The sequence below is a fragment of the Reyranella sp. genome, assembly GCF_044224635.1.
Lineage (GTDB): Bacteria > Pseudomonadota > Alphaproteobacteria > Reyranellales > Reyranellaceae > Reyranella.
Genome location: NZ_JBGAKA010000068.1, coordinates 1 through 15,452, shown reverse-complemented (window position 1 = coordinate 15,452; position 15,452 = coordinate 1). Strand labels below are relative to the sequence as shown.

General features: G+C 66.3%; 18 protein-coding genes. 12 read left to right on the top strand and 6 right to left on the bottom strand.

Features of this window, described 5'->3' with window-relative positions; translation table 11 throughout:
* Positions 1-209: 209 nt before the first annotated feature.
* Complete coding sequence (locus ACILR9_RS35010; RefSeq protein ID WP_395714624.1) at positions 210-1,460, top strand: MFS transporter; 1,251 nt, start codon at positions 210-212, stop codon at positions 1,458-1,460.
* A gap of 45 nt (positions 1,461-1,505) precedes the next feature.
* On the opposite strand, the gene ACILR9_RS35005 is transcribed toward ACILR9_RS35010, so the two are convergent.
* Entirely contained in the window at positions 1,506-2,096 is a 591-nt protein-coding gene (locus tag ACILR9_RS35005; RefSeq protein WP_395714623.1) for a superoxide dismutase, read from the bottom strand.
* A 349-nt stretch (positions 2,097-2,445) separates the two neighbouring features.
* On the opposite strand from ACILR9_RS35005, the gene bfr reads away from it, so the two are divergent.
* On the top strand, positions 2,446-2,931 hold the full coding sequence (bfr, locus tag ACILR9_RS35000) for a bacterioferritin (protein ID WP_395714622.1): 486 nt from the start codon (positions 2,446-2,448) through the stop codon (positions 2,929-2,931).
* Between the two features lie 155 nt (positions 2,932-3,086).
* Here bfr and ACILR9_RS34995 read toward each other — a convergent pair whose 3' ends face one another.
* From ACILR9_RS34995 to ACILR9_RS34985, 3 genes are all read right to left on the bottom strand, one after another.
* Positions 3,087-3,290, bottom strand: a complete 204-nt coding sequence (locus ACILR9_RS34995) for a bacterioferritin-associated ferredoxin (RefSeq protein ID WP_395714621.1) — start codon at positions 3,288-3,290, stop codon at positions 3,087-3,089.
* A gap of 85 nt (positions 3,291-3,375) precedes the next feature.
* Positions 3,376-3,810 (bottom strand): acyl-CoA thioesterase, encoded by a 435-nt coding sequence (locus tag ACILR9_RS34990; RefSeq protein WP_395714620.1) that lies wholly within the window; start codon positions 3,808-3,810, stop codon positions 3,376-3,378.
* Positions 3,811-3,947: 137 nt separating this feature from the next.
* Entirely contained in the window at positions 3,948-4,922 is a 975-nt protein-coding gene (locus ACILR9_RS34985) for a Bug family tripartite tricarboxylate transporter substrate binding protein (protein WP_395714645.1), read from the bottom strand.
* 160 nt (positions 4,923-5,082) lie between these two features.
* On the opposite strand from ACILR9_RS34985, the gene ACILR9_RS34980 reads away from it, so the two are divergent.
* Positions 5,083-6,243, top strand: a complete 1,161-nt coding sequence (locus ACILR9_RS34980; RefSeq protein ID WP_395714619.1) for an acyl-CoA dehydrogenase family protein — start codon at positions 5,083-5,085, stop codon at positions 6,241-6,243.
* A 142-nt stretch (positions 6,244-6,385) separates the two neighbouring features.
* Here ACILR9_RS34980 and ACILR9_RS34975 read toward each other — a convergent pair whose 3' ends face one another.
* Complete coding sequence (locus tag ACILR9_RS34975; protein ID WP_395714618.1) at positions 6,386-8,089, bottom strand: adenylate/guanylate cyclase domain-containing protein; 1,704 nt, start codon at positions 8,087-8,089, stop codon at positions 6,386-6,388.
* Between the two features lie 95 nt (positions 8,090-8,184).
* Here ACILR9_RS34975 and ACILR9_RS34970 point away from each other — a divergent pair, with 95 nt between their 5' ends.
* Genes ACILR9_RS34970 through ACILR9_RS34955 form a run of 4 tightly spaced genes read left to right on the top strand, consistent with a single transcriptional unit; the run spans position 8,185 to position 10,394 of the window.
* Complete coding sequence (locus ACILR9_RS34970; protein WP_395714617.1) at positions 8,185-8,643, top strand: MaoC family dehydratase; 459 nt, start codon at positions 8,185-8,187, stop codon at positions 8,641-8,643.
* A complete protein-coding gene (locus ACILR9_RS34965; protein ID WP_395714616.1) occupies positions 8,640-9,485 on the top strand; it encodes a VOC family protein in 846 nt (281 codons plus the stop codon). The genes ACILR9_RS34970 and ACILR9_RS34965 overlap by 4 nt, the downstream gene beginning before the upstream one ends.
* A 4-nt stretch (positions 9,486-9,489) precedes the next feature.
* Positions 9,490-9,933 (top strand): acyl-CoA thioesterase, encoded by a 444-nt coding sequence (locus ACILR9_RS34960; protein WP_395714615.1) that lies wholly within the window; start codon positions 9,490-9,492, stop codon positions 9,931-9,933.
* A complete protein-coding gene (locus ACILR9_RS34955) occupies positions 9,930-10,394 on the top strand; it encodes a PaaI family thioesterase (RefSeq protein ID WP_395714614.1) in 465 nt (154 codons plus the stop codon). The genes ACILR9_RS34960 and ACILR9_RS34955 overlap by 4 nt, the downstream gene beginning before the upstream one ends.
* A 56-nt stretch (positions 10,395-10,450) precedes the next feature.
* Here the strand turns inward: ACILR9_RS34955 and ACILR9_RS34950 are convergent, their stop codons facing one another.
* Positions 10,451-12,028, bottom strand: coding sequence for a hypothetical protein (locus ACILR9_RS34950; protein ID WP_395714613.1), 1,578 nt, complete (start codon positions 12,026-12,028; stop codon positions 10,451-10,453).
* Between the two features lie 60 nt (positions 12,029-12,088).
* Between ACILR9_RS34950 and ACILR9_RS34945 the strand changes: the two genes are divergently transcribed.
* From ACILR9_RS34945 to ACILR9_RS34925, 5 genes are all read left to right on the top strand, one after another.
* Positions 12,089-12,829 (top strand): class I SAM-dependent methyltransferase, encoded by a 741-nt coding sequence (locus ACILR9_RS34945; protein ID WP_395714612.1) that lies wholly within the window; start codon positions 12,089-12,091, stop codon positions 12,827-12,829.
* Positions 12,822-13,868 carry a glycosyltransferase family 2 protein gene (locus tag ACILR9_RS34940; protein WP_395714611.1) on the top strand — a complete coding sequence of 349 codons (1,047 nt, stop codon included), beginning with the start codon at positions 12,822-12,824 and terminating at the stop codon, positions 13,866-13,868. Before ACILR9_RS34945 ends, ACILR9_RS34940 begins: the two co-directional genes overlap by 8 nt.
* The gene (locus tag ACILR9_RS34935; RefSeq protein ID WP_395714610.1) at positions 13,865-14,197 is read left to right on the top strand and encodes a DMT family transporter; all 333 of its coding nucleotides are present in this window, start codon (positions 13,865-13,867) and stop codon (positions 14,195-14,197) included. The genes ACILR9_RS34940 and ACILR9_RS34935 overlap by 4 nt, the downstream gene beginning before the upstream one ends.
* 10 nt (positions 14,198-14,207) lie before the next feature.
* Positions 14,208-15,071 (top strand): crotonase/enoyl-CoA hydratase family protein, encoded by an 864-nt coding sequence (locus ACILR9_RS34930; RefSeq protein ID WP_395714609.1) that lies wholly within the window; start codon positions 14,208-14,210, stop codon positions 15,069-15,071.
* 48 nt (positions 15,072-15,119) lie between these two features.
* Positions 15,120-15,452 (top strand): ABC transporter substrate-binding protein (locus ACILR9_RS34925; protein ID WP_395714608.1); only part of this gene is annotated, 333 nt, incomplete at its 3' end.

Here is a 15,452-nt window from a genome sequence, read left to right as displayed (position 1 = left end):
GCCTGCAACGCAACTGCAAGCGGTCAACAATCGAAACCGAATTGCGTTTTTAGAACCTACTCTCCGTAGGGCTATGAGGCCGAGAGCCCCGCAATTCGTGGGATTGGGACATGAGCAAGAGATAATTGCAGTCGATCCTGTTCAAGCGCACGGTACGCTAGGCTCCGAGGCGCGGCATAACGACGTCCGGGGGAGGAACGAACAAGACCTTGAGTCTCATTTCGCGCGTACCGGCGCTGGCACCCTTCAAGGTCTCCAGCTTCCGCTTCCAATGGCCGGCCGATCTGCTCGCCTCCTGGGCGTTCGAGATGGAGGGCGTGATCCTCGGCTGGTTCGTGCTGGTGTCGACCGGTTCGGTGCTCGCCCTGGCGGTGTTCGGCTCGCTGCAGTTCCTCGGGACGCTGATTTCACCCCTGTTCGGCATGGCCGGGGATCGCATCGGCAATCGCAACCTCCTCTGCCTGATGCGGGCCAGCTACGCGGTGATGGCGGGCCTGTTGATGCTCCTGTTCGTGACCGATCTGGCTGCTCCCGTGCCGGTGTTCGTGCTGGCCACGCTCATGGGGCTGGTGAGGCCGTCCGACATCACCCTGCGCAATCTCCTGGTCGGTGAGACCATGCCGACGGACTACCTGATGCGGGCCATGGGCGTCTCGCGCACGACGGCCGATTCGGCGCGCATTGTCGGCGCGCTGTCCGGCGCGGGCCTCGTCGCCGCCCTCGGATCGGGCCTCGCCTATGTCGTGGTGTGCGCCACCTACCTGGTGAGCCTCGCCCTGACGCTGAATGTCGGCGTGCGGCGGCTCAGGGTGATGGGCGACCAGGCAGCGCCGGTTACACCGCTCAAGGCGCTTGGCCAGGCCTTCGCCTATGTCTGGTCGACGCCCGACATGCGCGCCCTGATGCTGCTGGCGTTTCTGGTCAACTTTGCCGCCTATCCGCTGGTCGGCTCGCTGCTCGCCTATGTCGCCAAGGAAGTCTACGGGCTCGATCAGACGGGGCTGGGCTGGCTGATTGCCTGCTTCGCCGGCGGGGCCCTGACGGGCTCGGTGGCCATATCGATGCATGGGCCTCGCATCAGGGCCGGCCGCACCATGCTGGTCTGCGCGATCCTGTGGTTCTGTCTCAACCTGGCCTTCTCGTGGATCGAGGTCGCGCTGTGGGGCGAGATCGTCCTGTTCGTCGCCGGCCTGGTGCAGAGCTTCTGCATGATCCCCATGGCCGTCCTGCTGCTCCGGGTCGCCGACCCGGCCTTCCGCGGCCGCGTCATGGGCGTGCGCATGCTGGTGGTCTATGGCATGGCGATCGGGCTGCTGCTGTCCGGTCCCCTGGTCGAGCATGTGGGCTTCGCGCTCACCGGCTCGATCTTCAGCCTGGTCGGTATCGTCTTCACGCTGCTGATCGGCGTGACTTGGCGGCGCCAGCTCTGGTATCGGTCGGCAGCCGCGAACGACCGATAGGCAGCTCTCCTCCCCAGCAAGGCTGGGGAGGAGAATGAAATGGCCTCAGCCGAGGTTCTTCTCGGCAAACGACCAGTTGGCGAGCTTGTCGAGCCACGCCTGCATGTGGTCGGGGCGGCGGTTCTGATAGTCGAGATAGTACGCATGCTCCCACACGTCGGCGACCAGCAGCGGCTTGCCGCCATGGGCCAGCGGCGTGTCGGCATTCGCGGTCGTCTCGATGGCGAGCTTGCCGCCCTTCGCGACCAGCCACGCCCAGCCGCTGCCGAACTGGCCGACCGCTGCCGCCTTGAAGGCCTTCTTGAAGTCGTCGAGGCTGCCGAAGCTGTCTTCGACGGCCTTCTTCATCTTGCCTTCCGGCGTCCCGCCCTTGGGCGACATGCTGTTCCAGTAGAACTCGTGGTTCCACGACTGCGCGGCATTGTTGAAGATGCCCTTGCCCTTTTCGTCCTTGGCGGACTTCTTGATGATGTCCTCCATCGACAAGTCGGCGTAGGGCGTTCCGGCGATCAGGTTGTTGAGATTGTCGATGTATGCCTTGTGATGCTTGCCATAGTGGAACGAGAAGGTCTGGGCGGAGATGACTGGCGCAAGGGCATCCTCCGCGTACGGGAGCTTTGGAAGGGTGAAAGGCATTACTCTGATTCCTCGAGCTGGCCCGGCCCCCTTGGCCGGGCGGGCAGTGGTGACGACAGAACACCGCGCGCGCCAACGCTGCCGGCGCGCACGACGAGCCGAGATTGGCAGAAATGGAGGCCTAAAGGGACAGCTTCTTTTCTGCCGAGGAGGGTGGAGGCCGGCTTGGACCGTATAACGCGTCGAAGGCGTCACGGTTGCGAACGAGGCACTTATGCTGAGCCTTTGGGCGGACGATTTTCACTCGCCAAGATTTCTTGGCGAACGATTCTCACTCGCTTACGTTTTGGTTGCATGCGCGTGACTGCGGAGTATCTCTAGGCGACAGGGCATCGCGAGGAGAGGCACCGTGAAGGGAAATCCGCAGATCATCGCCGAGCTGAACAAGCTTCTGAAGAACGAGCTGACGGCGATCAACCAGTACTTCCTGCACGCGCGCATGCTGAAGCACTGGGGGTTCGATCGTCTGGGCAAGAAGATCTACGACGAGTCGATCGGCGAGATGAAGCACGCCGACAAGCTGATGCAGCGCATCCTCGTGCTCGATGGCCTGCCGAACCTGCAGGATCTTGGCAAGATCGCCGTCGGTGAAACCACCGTCGAATGCCTGAAGGCGGACCTCAAGCTCGAGCAGGCCGCCCGCACGGCGCTGGTCGCCGCCGTCACCCATTGCGAGACGGCCAAGGACTACGTCAGCCGCGAGATCGTCGTCGACATCCTCGAGGACGCCGAGGAGCACATCGACTTCCTGGAGACCGAACTCTCCCTGGTCGACAAGGTGGGCGAGCAGAACTACCTGCAGACGCAGATCGGTGACGGCAAGGAATCGAGCTAGCGCGTCACCGGGGGACCGGCTCGTCGCTGGGACCGCGCCACTCCAGTGGTGCTCACGGGACGTGTGGTCAGCAGGAAGAGGGCCACTGGAGTGGCGCGGTCCCAGCAAATGACGCCGATCCCACCCGGAGGGGCGCTTGATTTAGTTCGAAGGGGTCAGTCGGCCGCCATCAGCGCCGGCTGCTCCGCCCGCTCGCGGGCCGTCGTCTCGGCGATCCGCTCGCGCATGTCGCAGGCGCAGCTGCCGCACTGCGGGCTCTTGCCATAGGCACGGAACACGTCCACCGGTCGGCGGGCTCCGGCGCGAACGGCGGCATCCACCTCGCGCTCCCGAATGGCCCGGCAAATGCAGATGTACATCCCTGTGCGCCCACCCAACTCTGCAGATGCGACTTACTCGCAGGAAGCCGAAGGTAAGCGGCCGGCCCGGGCCGGTCAAGAGGCTCTAAAATCCCGGAAGGGCGTATTTTTCCAGCTGGGACCGCAGCGCGGCATCAATTGGATGGGGCGTCTTGCCGCGCAGCCTGACCACGGTCATTTCGGCGGCGACGATGCAGACATCGTCCTTGAACGCAGCCGACCCGACCGTGATCGAGCTGGTGCCGATACGCATCACCCCGGTGCCCAGCTCGACCCGACCGGGCCAGTGCGACTCGGCGAGGAAGCTCACGGTCATGCCGGCCGAAATCCCGCGCACGCCGTCTTCGCGCTGCCCCATCAGGGCCAGGTCGCGCATGAAGGTGAGGCGGGCCGTCTCCATGTAGGCGCACAGGGCGACGTTGTTCACGTGGCCGGCGGCGTCCTGGTCGGAGAAGCGGACCGTGTCGGTGCACCAGTGCGGGTAGATCGAGCGATCCTGCAGGCGTTTGTCGCGAGACATTGAAAATCAGTCACTTAGGTAGGGGTCGGAGGGGAGCGAATATAGCTTAAACAGCCAGTGCCGTGCCCTCAACTTGACCCCAATTGGCATTGAACGTGTGGTTGAGCCCGTCGAGGGAGCTGGTGGAGAACGCCAGTTCAGAACTTGATGTTTGCCGCGCGAATGACTTTGCCCCACTTCTCGGTCTCGTCGGCGATGAGCCTGCCGAAGTCGGCGGGCGTTCCAGGGATGAGGGTGCCGCCGAGGTCGGCCAGCCGGACCTTCAGCTTGTCGTCGGCGAGGCCGGCATTGGCTTCCTTGTTGAGCCTGTCGATGATCTCGGCTGGGGTCTTTCGTGGGGCGCCGATGCCGTACCAGGCGCTCGCCTCATAGCCTGGCACGGAGTCGCCCACCGTCGGCAGGTCGGCCAGCGCCTCGGCGCGCACCGCCGTGGTCACCGCCAGCGCCCGAAGCTTGCCCGTCCGGACGAACTCGATAGAGGCAGGGGACGTCGCGAACAGGACCTGAACCTGTCCGGACAGCAGGTCGGCGATCGCCAGCGCCTGACCACGATAGGGCACGTGTACTATGCTGATGCCGGTCATCGACATGAACAACTCGCCGGCGAGATGGGCCGCGCTGCCGGTTCCCGCCGATGCCATGTTGACCTTGCCGGGATTGGCCTTGGCGTAGGCGATGAACTCGACAACGCTGGCCGCCGGAAACGCCGGGTTCACCACCATCACGTTCGGCACCGTCATGAGACCGGCGACCGGCGCTATGTCGCGGATGAAGTTGAAGGGCAACGTTGCGTAGGCGGTGGCATTGATCGCGTTGGGCTGACCGACCAGCAGCAGCGTGTAGCCGTCTGGAGCGGCATTCACGACCGATTCGGCCGCGATGTTGGTTGCCGCGCCAGGCCGGTTCTCGATCACGAAGGGCTGGCCCAGCCGGTCGGCAAACCACTGTCCCATCAGGCGCGCGACGATATCATTGCCGCCACCGGGCGCGTAGCCGACGATCCAGCGTACGGGACGCGATGGCCAAGCCTGCGCATTGGCCGGGCTCGCCGCGATCGGCAGCGTGGCAGCGCCGGCAACGAGGTGATGGAAGTGTCGGCGTGAAAAGCTCATCTCGTTCCTGGCGACCGGGGCATAGCCGAGAAGCGCGGCCACCATCTCGTCTGTTGCTCGAGCGTGACGACGTGGAGGCGGACCGTCAACGGAGAAGCTAGATCGAGCGATCCTGCAGGTGTTTGTCGCGGATCGTCGGCAGGGTTAGCATTTCGTCGCCATGCCCCATCCGATCTTCACTGAAGAGCACGACCTCATCCGCAGCCAGCTGCGTCGCTTCGTCGACGAGCAGGTGAAGCCCTTTGGCCCGCAATGGGAGGAAGACGGCTTCGTGCCACGCGCCGTCCTGAAGCAGATGGGCGGGCTCGGGCTGTTCTCGCTGCGCGTGCCCGAGGCGCTGGGCGGCGCCGGGCTCGATGCGCGGGCCTCGGTGGTGCTGGCCGAGGAGGTCGGCCGATCGACCCATGGCGGCTTTGCCATCACCGTGCTGGTCCATACCGACATGGCGAGCCCGCATCTCATCCGCTTCGGCAGCAAGCGTCAGCTCGAGAAGTATCTGCCGAGCGTGATGGCGGGCACGACCATCACCGCCGTCGGCGTCACCGAGCCGGGTGCCGGCTCCGATGTTGCCGGCATGCGCACCCGCGCGGTGCGTGATGGCGCGGACTACGTGCTGAACGGCGCCAAGATGTTCATCACCAATGGCGTTCACGGCGATCTCTTTTTCATCGCCGCGCGCACCGATCCGGAGGCCAAGGGCAGCCGCGCGCTCACCATGTTCATCGTCGAGAAGGGCACGCCGGGCTTTCGCGTTGGGCGGGCGCTCGACAAGACAGGCTGGCGTTCGTCCGATACTGCCGAGCTGATCTTCGAGGATTGCCGGGTCCCGGCCGAGAACGTGCTGGGCGAGCCCAATCGCGGCTTCTACTCGATCATGGCCAACTTCCAGACCGAGCGGCTGGTGATCGGCGCCATGGCGATGGCCGAGGCGCGCGAGGCGATCCGGCTCACCTACGAGCATGTCAGCGACCGCGTAGCCTTCGGCAAGCCGCTGTGGGACAAGCAAACGATTCGCCAGCGCCTGGCGCGGCGTCTGGCCGAGGTCGAGGCGGCACGCCAACTCGTGCACCACACCGCCTGGCTCGACGCCCAGGGCATCGATTGCGTCGCCCAGGTCTCGATGGTCAAGGCGCTGGCCGGCGATCTGGTCAACCAGGTGCTCTACGACTGCGTCCAGTTTCACGGTGGCATGGGCTTCATCCGCGAGACCGCGGTCGAGCGCATGGCGCGCGACGCCCGCGTCCAGGCGATCGGCGGCGGCGCCTCGGAAGTGATGCTCGAGGAGATCGCCAAGCGCTTCGGCGCCGTGCTGGCGGATTGAGAGGGCATGGCTCTCCTGTCACCCGAGCGTAGCGAACGATCTCATCGCCAGAAGCTCTAAAGCACGGCTGTGGCGGGCGGCGATGAGGGCCTTCGCTTCGCTCAGGACGACAAGTTTCTTCCAGCTTCGCCGGGAGCAGTCTCTATTTCGGCGCCACCAGGAACGGCCCGACGGCGGCCACGGCGCACTCGGTGCCGCCAGCCTGGGCGCACTCGCGCAAGGCGTCGTTCACTGCGTCCGTTTCGCTCGCCCGGCGCATCGCCATGCCGAAGCGGCCGTTGCGGCCGAGGGCGACGGCACGCCAGTCGTCGCCGACCATGTAGCGATCGAGGGCTTCCTGCTGGGTGGTGCCGAGGTCGGCGAGGTCGGGTAGCGTCAGGACGTCGACGATGCGGTAGCGCTGCGGCGTGCGAACGACGACCTGCATGTCGACCGAGTACACGACGCACGGACGGCCGGTGATATGGCCGCACGTCTGCAGGTTGCGCCTGATGGCATCGGCTTCGGTCTCGCTGGGCGACCACCAATCGACACGATTGCGGCCCAGCACGAGGGCCCGCCTGCGTTCCGATTTGACGTAGTGCTCGGCAAGATTGAGGCGGGCCGGCTCGCGGATCAGCGGAACGGTGGCCGGATCGAAGGTGATGGGCGGCGAGGGCCGGGTGGGCGGCAGGTAGGGCAGCCGCGGCAGAGGCGGCGTGCGGAACGTCCACACGACGTCGTTGCCGACGGCGTAGATCATGCACCGGTCGGCTTCGCGCGGCTGCAGCACCTCGCGCTGAACCGCCTTGCTGCATTCATCGAGCGCGACCCGGCGCGCCGCAGCGTCGTCGATGCGGCGTGTGGCGATCGCCAGATGGCCGCGCGCCGTGATCGCCATCGCCTTCGCGCCCTCGGCCCGTGCATAATTCTCGAGCGCGCGCCGGCGAAAGTCGGCGACGAATGGCACGTCCGCCGCGACATAGGGCCGTGGCGCCGCAACAGGAGGGGGCGGCGCCGGGGACGCGAGTGAGGGGGGCTGTGCATGGGCGGGCGTGCTCGTGTCGGGCGCCGAGCCGGTCGGTGCGGCTGGCGTTGCCGGCACCGGAGGCGCTGGTGCGGGAGCCGGGTTGGCACTCGATGTCGCCATCCGGGTGGGCGTGGCGGTGGATGGCGGCGCCTCGACGGCAGAGGGCGCCGCCGGCTCCATTCGATCGTGCATCAGCCATGCGCCGACAGCCACGGCGGTCGCGGCCACCGCGGCGAGGCTGCCGATTGTCACCAGGCGGCTGGATCCCTTGCGCGTTGCCGCGGTGCTGCCTGGCTTTGCCGGCGGTGCCCCCTGCAGGGTCAGGCGATAGGCGTGGATGGGGCGCGGGATGTTCTTGACGTGCTGCTCGCCCATGTCCTCGGCGCCCAGGGTGAGCTTGCCGATGATCTGCTCGTAGATCGAGGACGACACGCAGATGCCGCCGTGGGGCGCAATCGATTCGAGCCGCACCGCGACATTGACCGCGTCCCCCATCAGGTCGTCGCCGCTTTCGACGACGTCGCCCAGGTTGACGCCGATACGCAGGATCAACTGGTCGTCGGGGCCACCGGAGGCATTGGCCGACCGCATGGCTTCCTGGGTCTCGAGCGCGGCGCGCACTGCCTCGACCGGGCTCGCGAATTCTGCCAGAACGCCATCTCCGGTGGCCTTGAAGACACGGCCGCGATGGTGCTTCACGATCGACTCGGCGGTGGCCATGCGCTGGCCGAGCAGCTCCAGCGCATGCTCCTCATTGCGTGCTGACATGGTGCTGAAGCCGACGACGTCGACAGCGACGATCGTGGTCAGGCGCCTGACCAGGTTGGGTTCGTTCATCTGCCGTTGGACCTCTGGACAGAGTAACCGACGGCCGGCCGCTCGGCCATAGGACGCGCTTGCAGGACCGGCCACGCTCTGCGAAGAGCGAGGATATGCAGTCCAAAGACCCGCGTTATTGGGACGACTACCAGGTCGGCATGAAGTTCGCTCTTGGTTCCACGTCGTTCACGGAAACCGAGATCGTCGAGTTCGCCCGCCAGTTCGACCCGCAGAGCTTCCATGTCGATGAAGCTGCCGCCCGCCAGTCGATGTTCGGCGGCCTGATCGCCTCGGGCTGGCACGTCACCTCCAAGCTGATGCGCCTGTTCGTCGACAACTATGTCGACGCGCGGACGGCGCTCGGCTCGCCGGGGCTCGACCAGGTCCGCTGGCTGAAGCCCGTGCGGCCGGGCGACACGCTCACGGCTTGGGTCGAGTGCGCCGACAAGGTGCCGTCCAAGAGCCGTCCCGAGATGGGCATCATTCACGAACATTGGGGCGCGACCAACCAGAACGGAGAGCTCGTGGTGACGGTCAAGGGCATCAACATGGTGCGGCGGAGGCCGGCATGAGCCGCGCCGTCAAGGGGCTCGATCATGTCGTCGTCATGGTCGACGGCATCGATGCGGCCGAAGCGGCCTACCGGCGCCTTGGCTTCCAGGTCCAGCCCCGCGGTTTCCACCGCAAGCTCGGCACCGCCAATCATCTCATGATCTTCGAACACGACTATTTCGAGATCCTGGGCATCGTCGAGGACACCCCCTTCAACGCCGAACGGCGCGAATGGCTGAAGGATGGCGGCGGGCTGGCCAACGTGGCGCTGGCGACCGACGGCGCCGACCTCGCTTTCGACGCCTTCAAGGCGGCGGGGCTCCAACCCGACGCGCCGCTGTTTTTCGATCGCGCGGTCGACATCGCCGGCAAGATGGAGCATGCCCAGTTCCGCACCGTGCGCATCCCCAAGACGAACATGCCGGTGGTCGGGTTCTTCGTCTGCGAGCATCTGACGCCGCAGTTCGTCTATCGCGCCGAATGGGCCCGTCATCCCAATGGTGCTCGCGGCATCCTGGGCGTCACCGTGATCGCCGAGCAACCGCACAAATGGGCCGGCGAGCTCGAGAGGTATTTCGGTGCCGGCTCGGCGCGCCGCGACGGGGCCGGCTTGGTGGCAGAGACTGGCACGCAGCCGATCCATTATCTGACTCGCGCGGACTATGGCCGGCGCTACCCGGGGGTGACGCCGGTACGGTCCGGCGATCATCCGGCGCTGCTGTCGGTGCGCGTCGATTCGCTCGCCGCCTGCGAGGCCTTGCTGCGCGGCAACGGCGTCGCCGTGGTCAAACCCGATGCCGAGCGGCTGATCGTGCCGCCGTCGGAGGCAGCGCATCTTACCCTCGAGCTCAGAGAGCGCTGATCTCGTGGCGTTCGACCTGGCTGACCGGCGAACTTACGGTTTCGCCACCGAGGAGCATTTGCGTTTTGCCGACGTCGATGCCAACGGCCATATCAACAACGGCGCATTCCTGCAGCTCCTGGAAAATGCCCGCGTCTCGTACATGCGCGCCGTCGTGCGCTCCGGCTTGCCGCGCTTTCGCGTCGTCGTCGGCCGGCTCGAGGTCGATTTCAAGCGCCAGATGTTCTATCCCGGCCGGGCCACCGCCTGCGCCCGCCTGCTCGAGGTGCATCAGCGCAAGTGCGTGATCGGGCACGGCCTGTTCGACGGCGACGGCAACTGCACCGCCGTGCTCAAGGCGATCATGGTGTCGCTCGACGAGGAGACCCATCGCAGCGCCCCTTTCGAGCCGATGGTGCGCGCCGCCCTCGAGAAGATTGCGGCTTCCGACCACGGACTGACGACATGACCGACACGCTCGTTCCCAAGGGCTTTCGCCGGCTCGAGGTGCCCGACCGGTTTGTCGACCTGGTCGGGCCGCTGTGGCTCAAGAGCGAGGGCGAGACGCTGCGGGTCGGCCTGCCGCTGGAGCCGCGTCACGGCAACCCGTTGGGCTGGGCGCATGGCGGGCTGCTTGTCACCGTGGCCGACATGGTGATGGGCGTGGGCTCCGGCCACGCGACTGGAATCCGCTGGCCGCATCCGACGATCTCGCTCAGCACCGAGTTCGTGCGCGGCGCGCGGCTCGGCCAATGGCTGGAAGGCAGCGCCCGCATTGCCCGGCGCACGCTGAATTTCTGCTTCTGCAGCTGCGATCTGGTGTGCGGCGGCGAGATCGTGCTGGTGGCGTCGGGGGTGTTCAAGATCCCCGACATCGACAAGGTCCCGGCGGACCAGCGCGCGAAGGTCATGGGCAAGTGGGGCGAGTGACTTTTCATACACCTCCCCAGCTTCGCTGAAAGCGAAGCTGGGGAGGAACATGAACCTCACTTCTTCTTCCGCCGGTAGATCCGGTAGCGGTCGAAATCCATCAGGTGCTCGTAGCCTTCGAAGGCGTCGGCGAAGATGCGGTTCTGCATGAAGTACTCGAGGTAGTCGAACTCGCGCCCCTGGCAGCGCGGGATGCCGGCGATGCGGTCGACGATCAGGAGATCGGGCTGCTCTCGGGCAAAGTCTTCGCTCACCGTGTCGAACACGAACTTCTCCGAATCGCCCATCGTGTCGGGAGGATTGTAGAGCGCCGGGAAGTCGTCGCAGGTCGCGTAGACACCCTGCAGCACCCACATGGTGAGAAAGCGCATGGCCATGCGGCCGCCGATGTAGTTGATCATCGGCCACAGCGGGTAGATGCCGGGCGACAGCGCCAGGATCGTCCGGTGCGGCGCGTTCTGCTCGATGACGTGCTGCAGGCGGCCGCCGATCGATTCGTCGAACTGGCGCTGCTTGTAGAAGGGCGGTGTGTAGAGCGCCGCTTGGAAATAGAGCAGGACCATCAGGGTGGCCGAGATGACGGCGACCGGCAGGTGATGGCCGCTGCGGCTGATCGGCAGGTAGCGGTCGACGGTCTGCGAGACGGTCAGCGCCGCCAGCAGGATGGCGGCCGACAGGGCGGGCAGCACGTGGTAGGGCCAGCCCTTGGCCTGGGCGATTGCCGAGATCGCCGCGCCGATGCCGAACACGACCAGCACGCGCGCCGATACGGTCTTGGTGAAGACCACGGCGATGGCGCCGAAGATCAGCAGCGCGATCAGGGTCGGGCCAAGGACGTTGCTGGTCAGCACGGAGCGCCAGCCGGCGTCGCCGATCGGTGCATAGGCCTCGACCGCCAGCGGCATGACGAACTGGCCGAATTCCGCGAACAGCGTGTACATGGCGATGAAATGCGCCACGGCGAGAAGGCCGATCGACCACGGGATCGGATCGGTGAAGGTGGCGCGCCAGCCGCGCCGGACCAGAAGGTAGAGTTCCACGGCCGCCGGGATGGCGAGGTAGTGCGGCTTCATGGCGAGCGCCACGCCGGCCACAAGCCCGATGGCGATGGCGGCCAGGCGCGTCAGGGCGACGCCTTCGGCGCGCGCCATGGAGGCGATCATGTAGGGCGCGCAGGCCACGAACATGATGTGCTCGCGCTGGCCGAAGTGCTCGTTCGGCAGGACGGTGAACAGGAACAGCAGGACCGGCGGCAGCAGGGCCTCGGTGAGGGCATGGTCGGCCGACGGCACGAGCCGGACCAGACGCCGGCAGGCCCAGAACGAGGCGAATATTCCGGCCACCACCCAGGCGGTGAACCAGAAGGTCGGGGCGCCGGGCAGGACCTTCGATGTCAGGACCGGCAGGGCGTGGACGATGAAGGTGAGCGGCAGGTTCTCGTCGATGATCTCGACATAGAGTTTCTCGCCGCCGACCCAGCGCGCCGAGACGTCGATGATCGCCGCGACGTCGTGATTGATCGGTGGAAAGAAGTACCCGGCCAGCCAGACGATGGGCAGGACGACCAGCGGGACCAGCAGCAGCCGCTCGATGCGCGGTGGAATTGTCGGTGGTTTGGTCGAGGCTGTTGGCAAGGCAGGATGAAGATATCATAAGCGGGCGATGGGAAGACACTTGCGGGAGGCCGGCGCGAGGTGGAGCGGGTCGAGTACGAGCGCATGCACGCGGTCGAGGATCGCATGTGGTGGTATCGCGGCTTGCGTCGCCTTGTCGCGCAGGTGCTCGACAGGGCCCTGGCCGATGTGCCTGTTGCGGGACCGCTGCTCGATGCCGGTTGCGGCACCGGCGGCATGTTGCTGACGCTCGGGCCGGCGCGGGCCGGCCATCCCACGTTCGGGCTGGAATACGACACTGTCGCCGCCTGCCTCGCGGCGTCCAAGGCCGGACGCCCCGTCGTGTCCGGTTCGGTGAATGAAATGCCGATCGGCGACGGCACGCTGGCGGGGTATCTCTCGATCGACGTCCTCTGCCACGGCGGAGTCGACCCGGGCCGTGCCCTCAAAGAGGCGCACCGCTGCCTCAGGCCGGGCGCGATCGCGGTCTTCAACCTGCCGGCCTATGGTTGGCTGCTGTCGGCGCATGACCGGCGCGTGCACAATGTTCGCCGCTTTGCCGGTGGCGAGGTGCGCCGGCTGCTCGATCGTCACGGCTTTCGCGTCCTGAGGTCGAGCTATTGGAATACGCTGCTGTTTCCCCTGATGCTGCTCCACCGCCTGCTCGAACGTGACGACGCCCCAAGCGATGTGCGTGACTTTCCGCCCTGGCTCGACAGGCTGTTCTCGATGGCCCTGGCCATCGAGCGCGCCGTGATCGGGCTCGGCATCAGGCTGCCGTTCGGCGGGTCGCTGATCGTGGTGGCGGCGCGCAATGGCTGACGCGGCGTCCCCCGCGCTATCGATCGTCGTGCCGGTCTACAACGGCGCGGCGACGGTCGGCGAGCTGGTCCGCGCGCTGCGCGGGCTCGATATCGAGGGCGGGCTCGAGATCGTGCTGGTGGTCGACTGCAGCCCGGACAACAGCCTCGAGGTCTGCAAGGGGCTGATCACCGAGCCCGGCGCGCCGGTGACGGTGCTGAGCCTCAGCCGCAATTTCGGCGAGCACAACGCGGTGATGGCGGGGCTGGCGCGGGCGCGCGGCGATTTCGTCATCACCATGGATGACGACCTTCAAAATCCGCCGGCCGAGGTGAAGCGCCTGTTCGAGCATGCGCGCGACGGCAAGTTCGACGCAGTCTACACCTACTATGCCGAGAAGAAGCATGCTGCGTGGCGCAATCTCGGCAGCCGCTTCACCAACTGGTGCGCCGACCACCTGATCGACAAGCCGCCGGGCCTCTATCTGTCGAGCTTCCGCTGCCTCTCGGCCTTCGTGCGCGAACGTATCGTGGCGGGCTACGAGGGCCCGTTCCCCTACGTCGACGGGCTGGTGTTCCAGGTGACGCAGAATGTCGGCCGCCTGCAGGTCGACCATCTGCCGCGCTCGGAAGGGCGGTCGAACTATACGCTGCGCCGCCTGGTCAGGCTGTGGCTCGCCATGTTCCTCAATTTCTCGGTGATGCCGCTGCGGCTGGCCACCCTGTTCGGGCTGGGCTTCGGCGCGCTGGGTGCGCTGGGCGCGGTCATCGTCGTCGTCGAGGCGATCGTCTCCGACAAGCCGCCGCAAGGCTGGGCGTCGCTGATGGTCGCGGTGCTGGTGCTGGCGGGCGTGCAGCTCGTGCTGGTCGGGCTGATCGGTGAGTACCTTGGCCGCATGTTCCTGGCGGTCAACCGCAAGCCGCAATACCTCGTGCGCGAGGTCTTCCATCGCGCAGCCGGCGAGAGCGCGCCGGGAATCGACGTCGAATTGCCGCGGCCTGACACCCGTGCCGCCGGCCAGCCGCATCGTGAACCTTCGCGAGAGGAGCCCTGGCGATGACGGTCTACTACGTCGCGTTGGCGATCAGCATTCTGGCCGGCATCGGTGGCCAGGTGCTGCTCAAATTGGGCGCCGATGCGCCCAATTTCATCAGCCAGGTGCTGCGGCCGTCGACGCTCGCCGGGCTGGCGCTCTACGGCTCGGCCGCCTTCCTCTACATGGTCGCGCTGCGCAAAATTCCGATCTCGGTCGCCTTCCCGACCGTGTCGCTGTCCTACGCCATCGTGGCGGTGCTCGGGCACTATCTTTTCGGCGAGCCGTTCGGCATGAAACAGATCGGCGGCATCGCCCTGATCGTGGGCGGCGTGGTGCTGATCAACCAGACGTGAGGAGCAGGCGGTGGAGTACGAACAGATCAAGTATGCGAGCAAGGACGGCATCCTCACCATCACCCTGAATCGGCCGGACAAGCTCAATGCCTTCACCGGCCGCATGCTGTCGGAGCTGCTCGATGCGATGGACCGCGCCGACCGCGACGACGACGTGCGCGCCGTTGTGTTCATCGGTGCCGGGCGCGGCTTCTGCGCGGGCGCCGACCTCTCAGGCGGCGCCAACACCTTCAACGCCGAGAATCGCGGCCCGATCGATCCCGGCCTGGACGGACATCGCGACGGCGGTGGGTTGCTGACGCTCCGGCTCTACGATTCCCTGAAGCCCACGATCGCCGCCTGCAACGGTCCGGCGGTCGGCGTCGGCGTGACCATGCAGCTGGCCATGGATGTTCGCCTTGCCTCCGAGGCGGCCCGATACGGCTTCGTGTTCACCCGCCGCGCCATCGTCATGGAGGCCTGCTCGAGCTGGTTCCTGCCGCGCCTCGTCGGTCCGCAGCAAGCGCTGGAATGGGTGATGACCGGCCGTGTCTTCTCGGCCGAGGAGGCACTCAAGGGGCGCCTGGTGCGCTCGGTCCATGCGCCCGACGATCTGTTGCCGGCAGCCTACGCGCTGGCCCGCGAGATCGCCGACAACACCGCCCCGGTGTCGGTGGCGCTCAATCGCCAGATGATCTGGAAAATGCTGGGCGCCGACCATCCGATGGAAGCGCACAAGGTCGATTCCAAGGGCATCTACGCCCGCGGCAAGTCGGCCGACGTGAAGGAAGGCGTGACCGCTTTCCTGGAGAAGCGGCCGGCCCGGTTCCCCATGAAAGTCAGCGACGGCATGCCGAGCTATTTTCCATGGTGGCAGGAGCGGACCTTCAAGTAAGGTTCCCGGGCTTCAGGCAGGGTGAAAACAAAATTTCAGGAGTGACGAATGAGCAAGCTGCAGATGCGGCGGCGGGTAGTGTTGGCCGCTGCGCCGATGCTGATCGCTGCGCCCCATATCGCGCGGGCGCAGGGCAAGCCTGAGAAATCCAAGGTCGTGTTGGCGGTCGGCGGCAAGTCGGCGCTGTACTACCTCTCTGTCACCATTGCCGAGACCAAGGGCTTCTTCAAGGAGGCCGGCCTCGACGTCGAGATCAACGATTTCCAGGGCGGCGCCAAGTCGCTGGAAGCGTTGATGGGCGGCAGCGCCGACGTGGTGGCGGGCGCCTACGAGCATACGATCCGCATGCAGCAGCGCGGCCAGGCGATCAAGGGCTTCGCC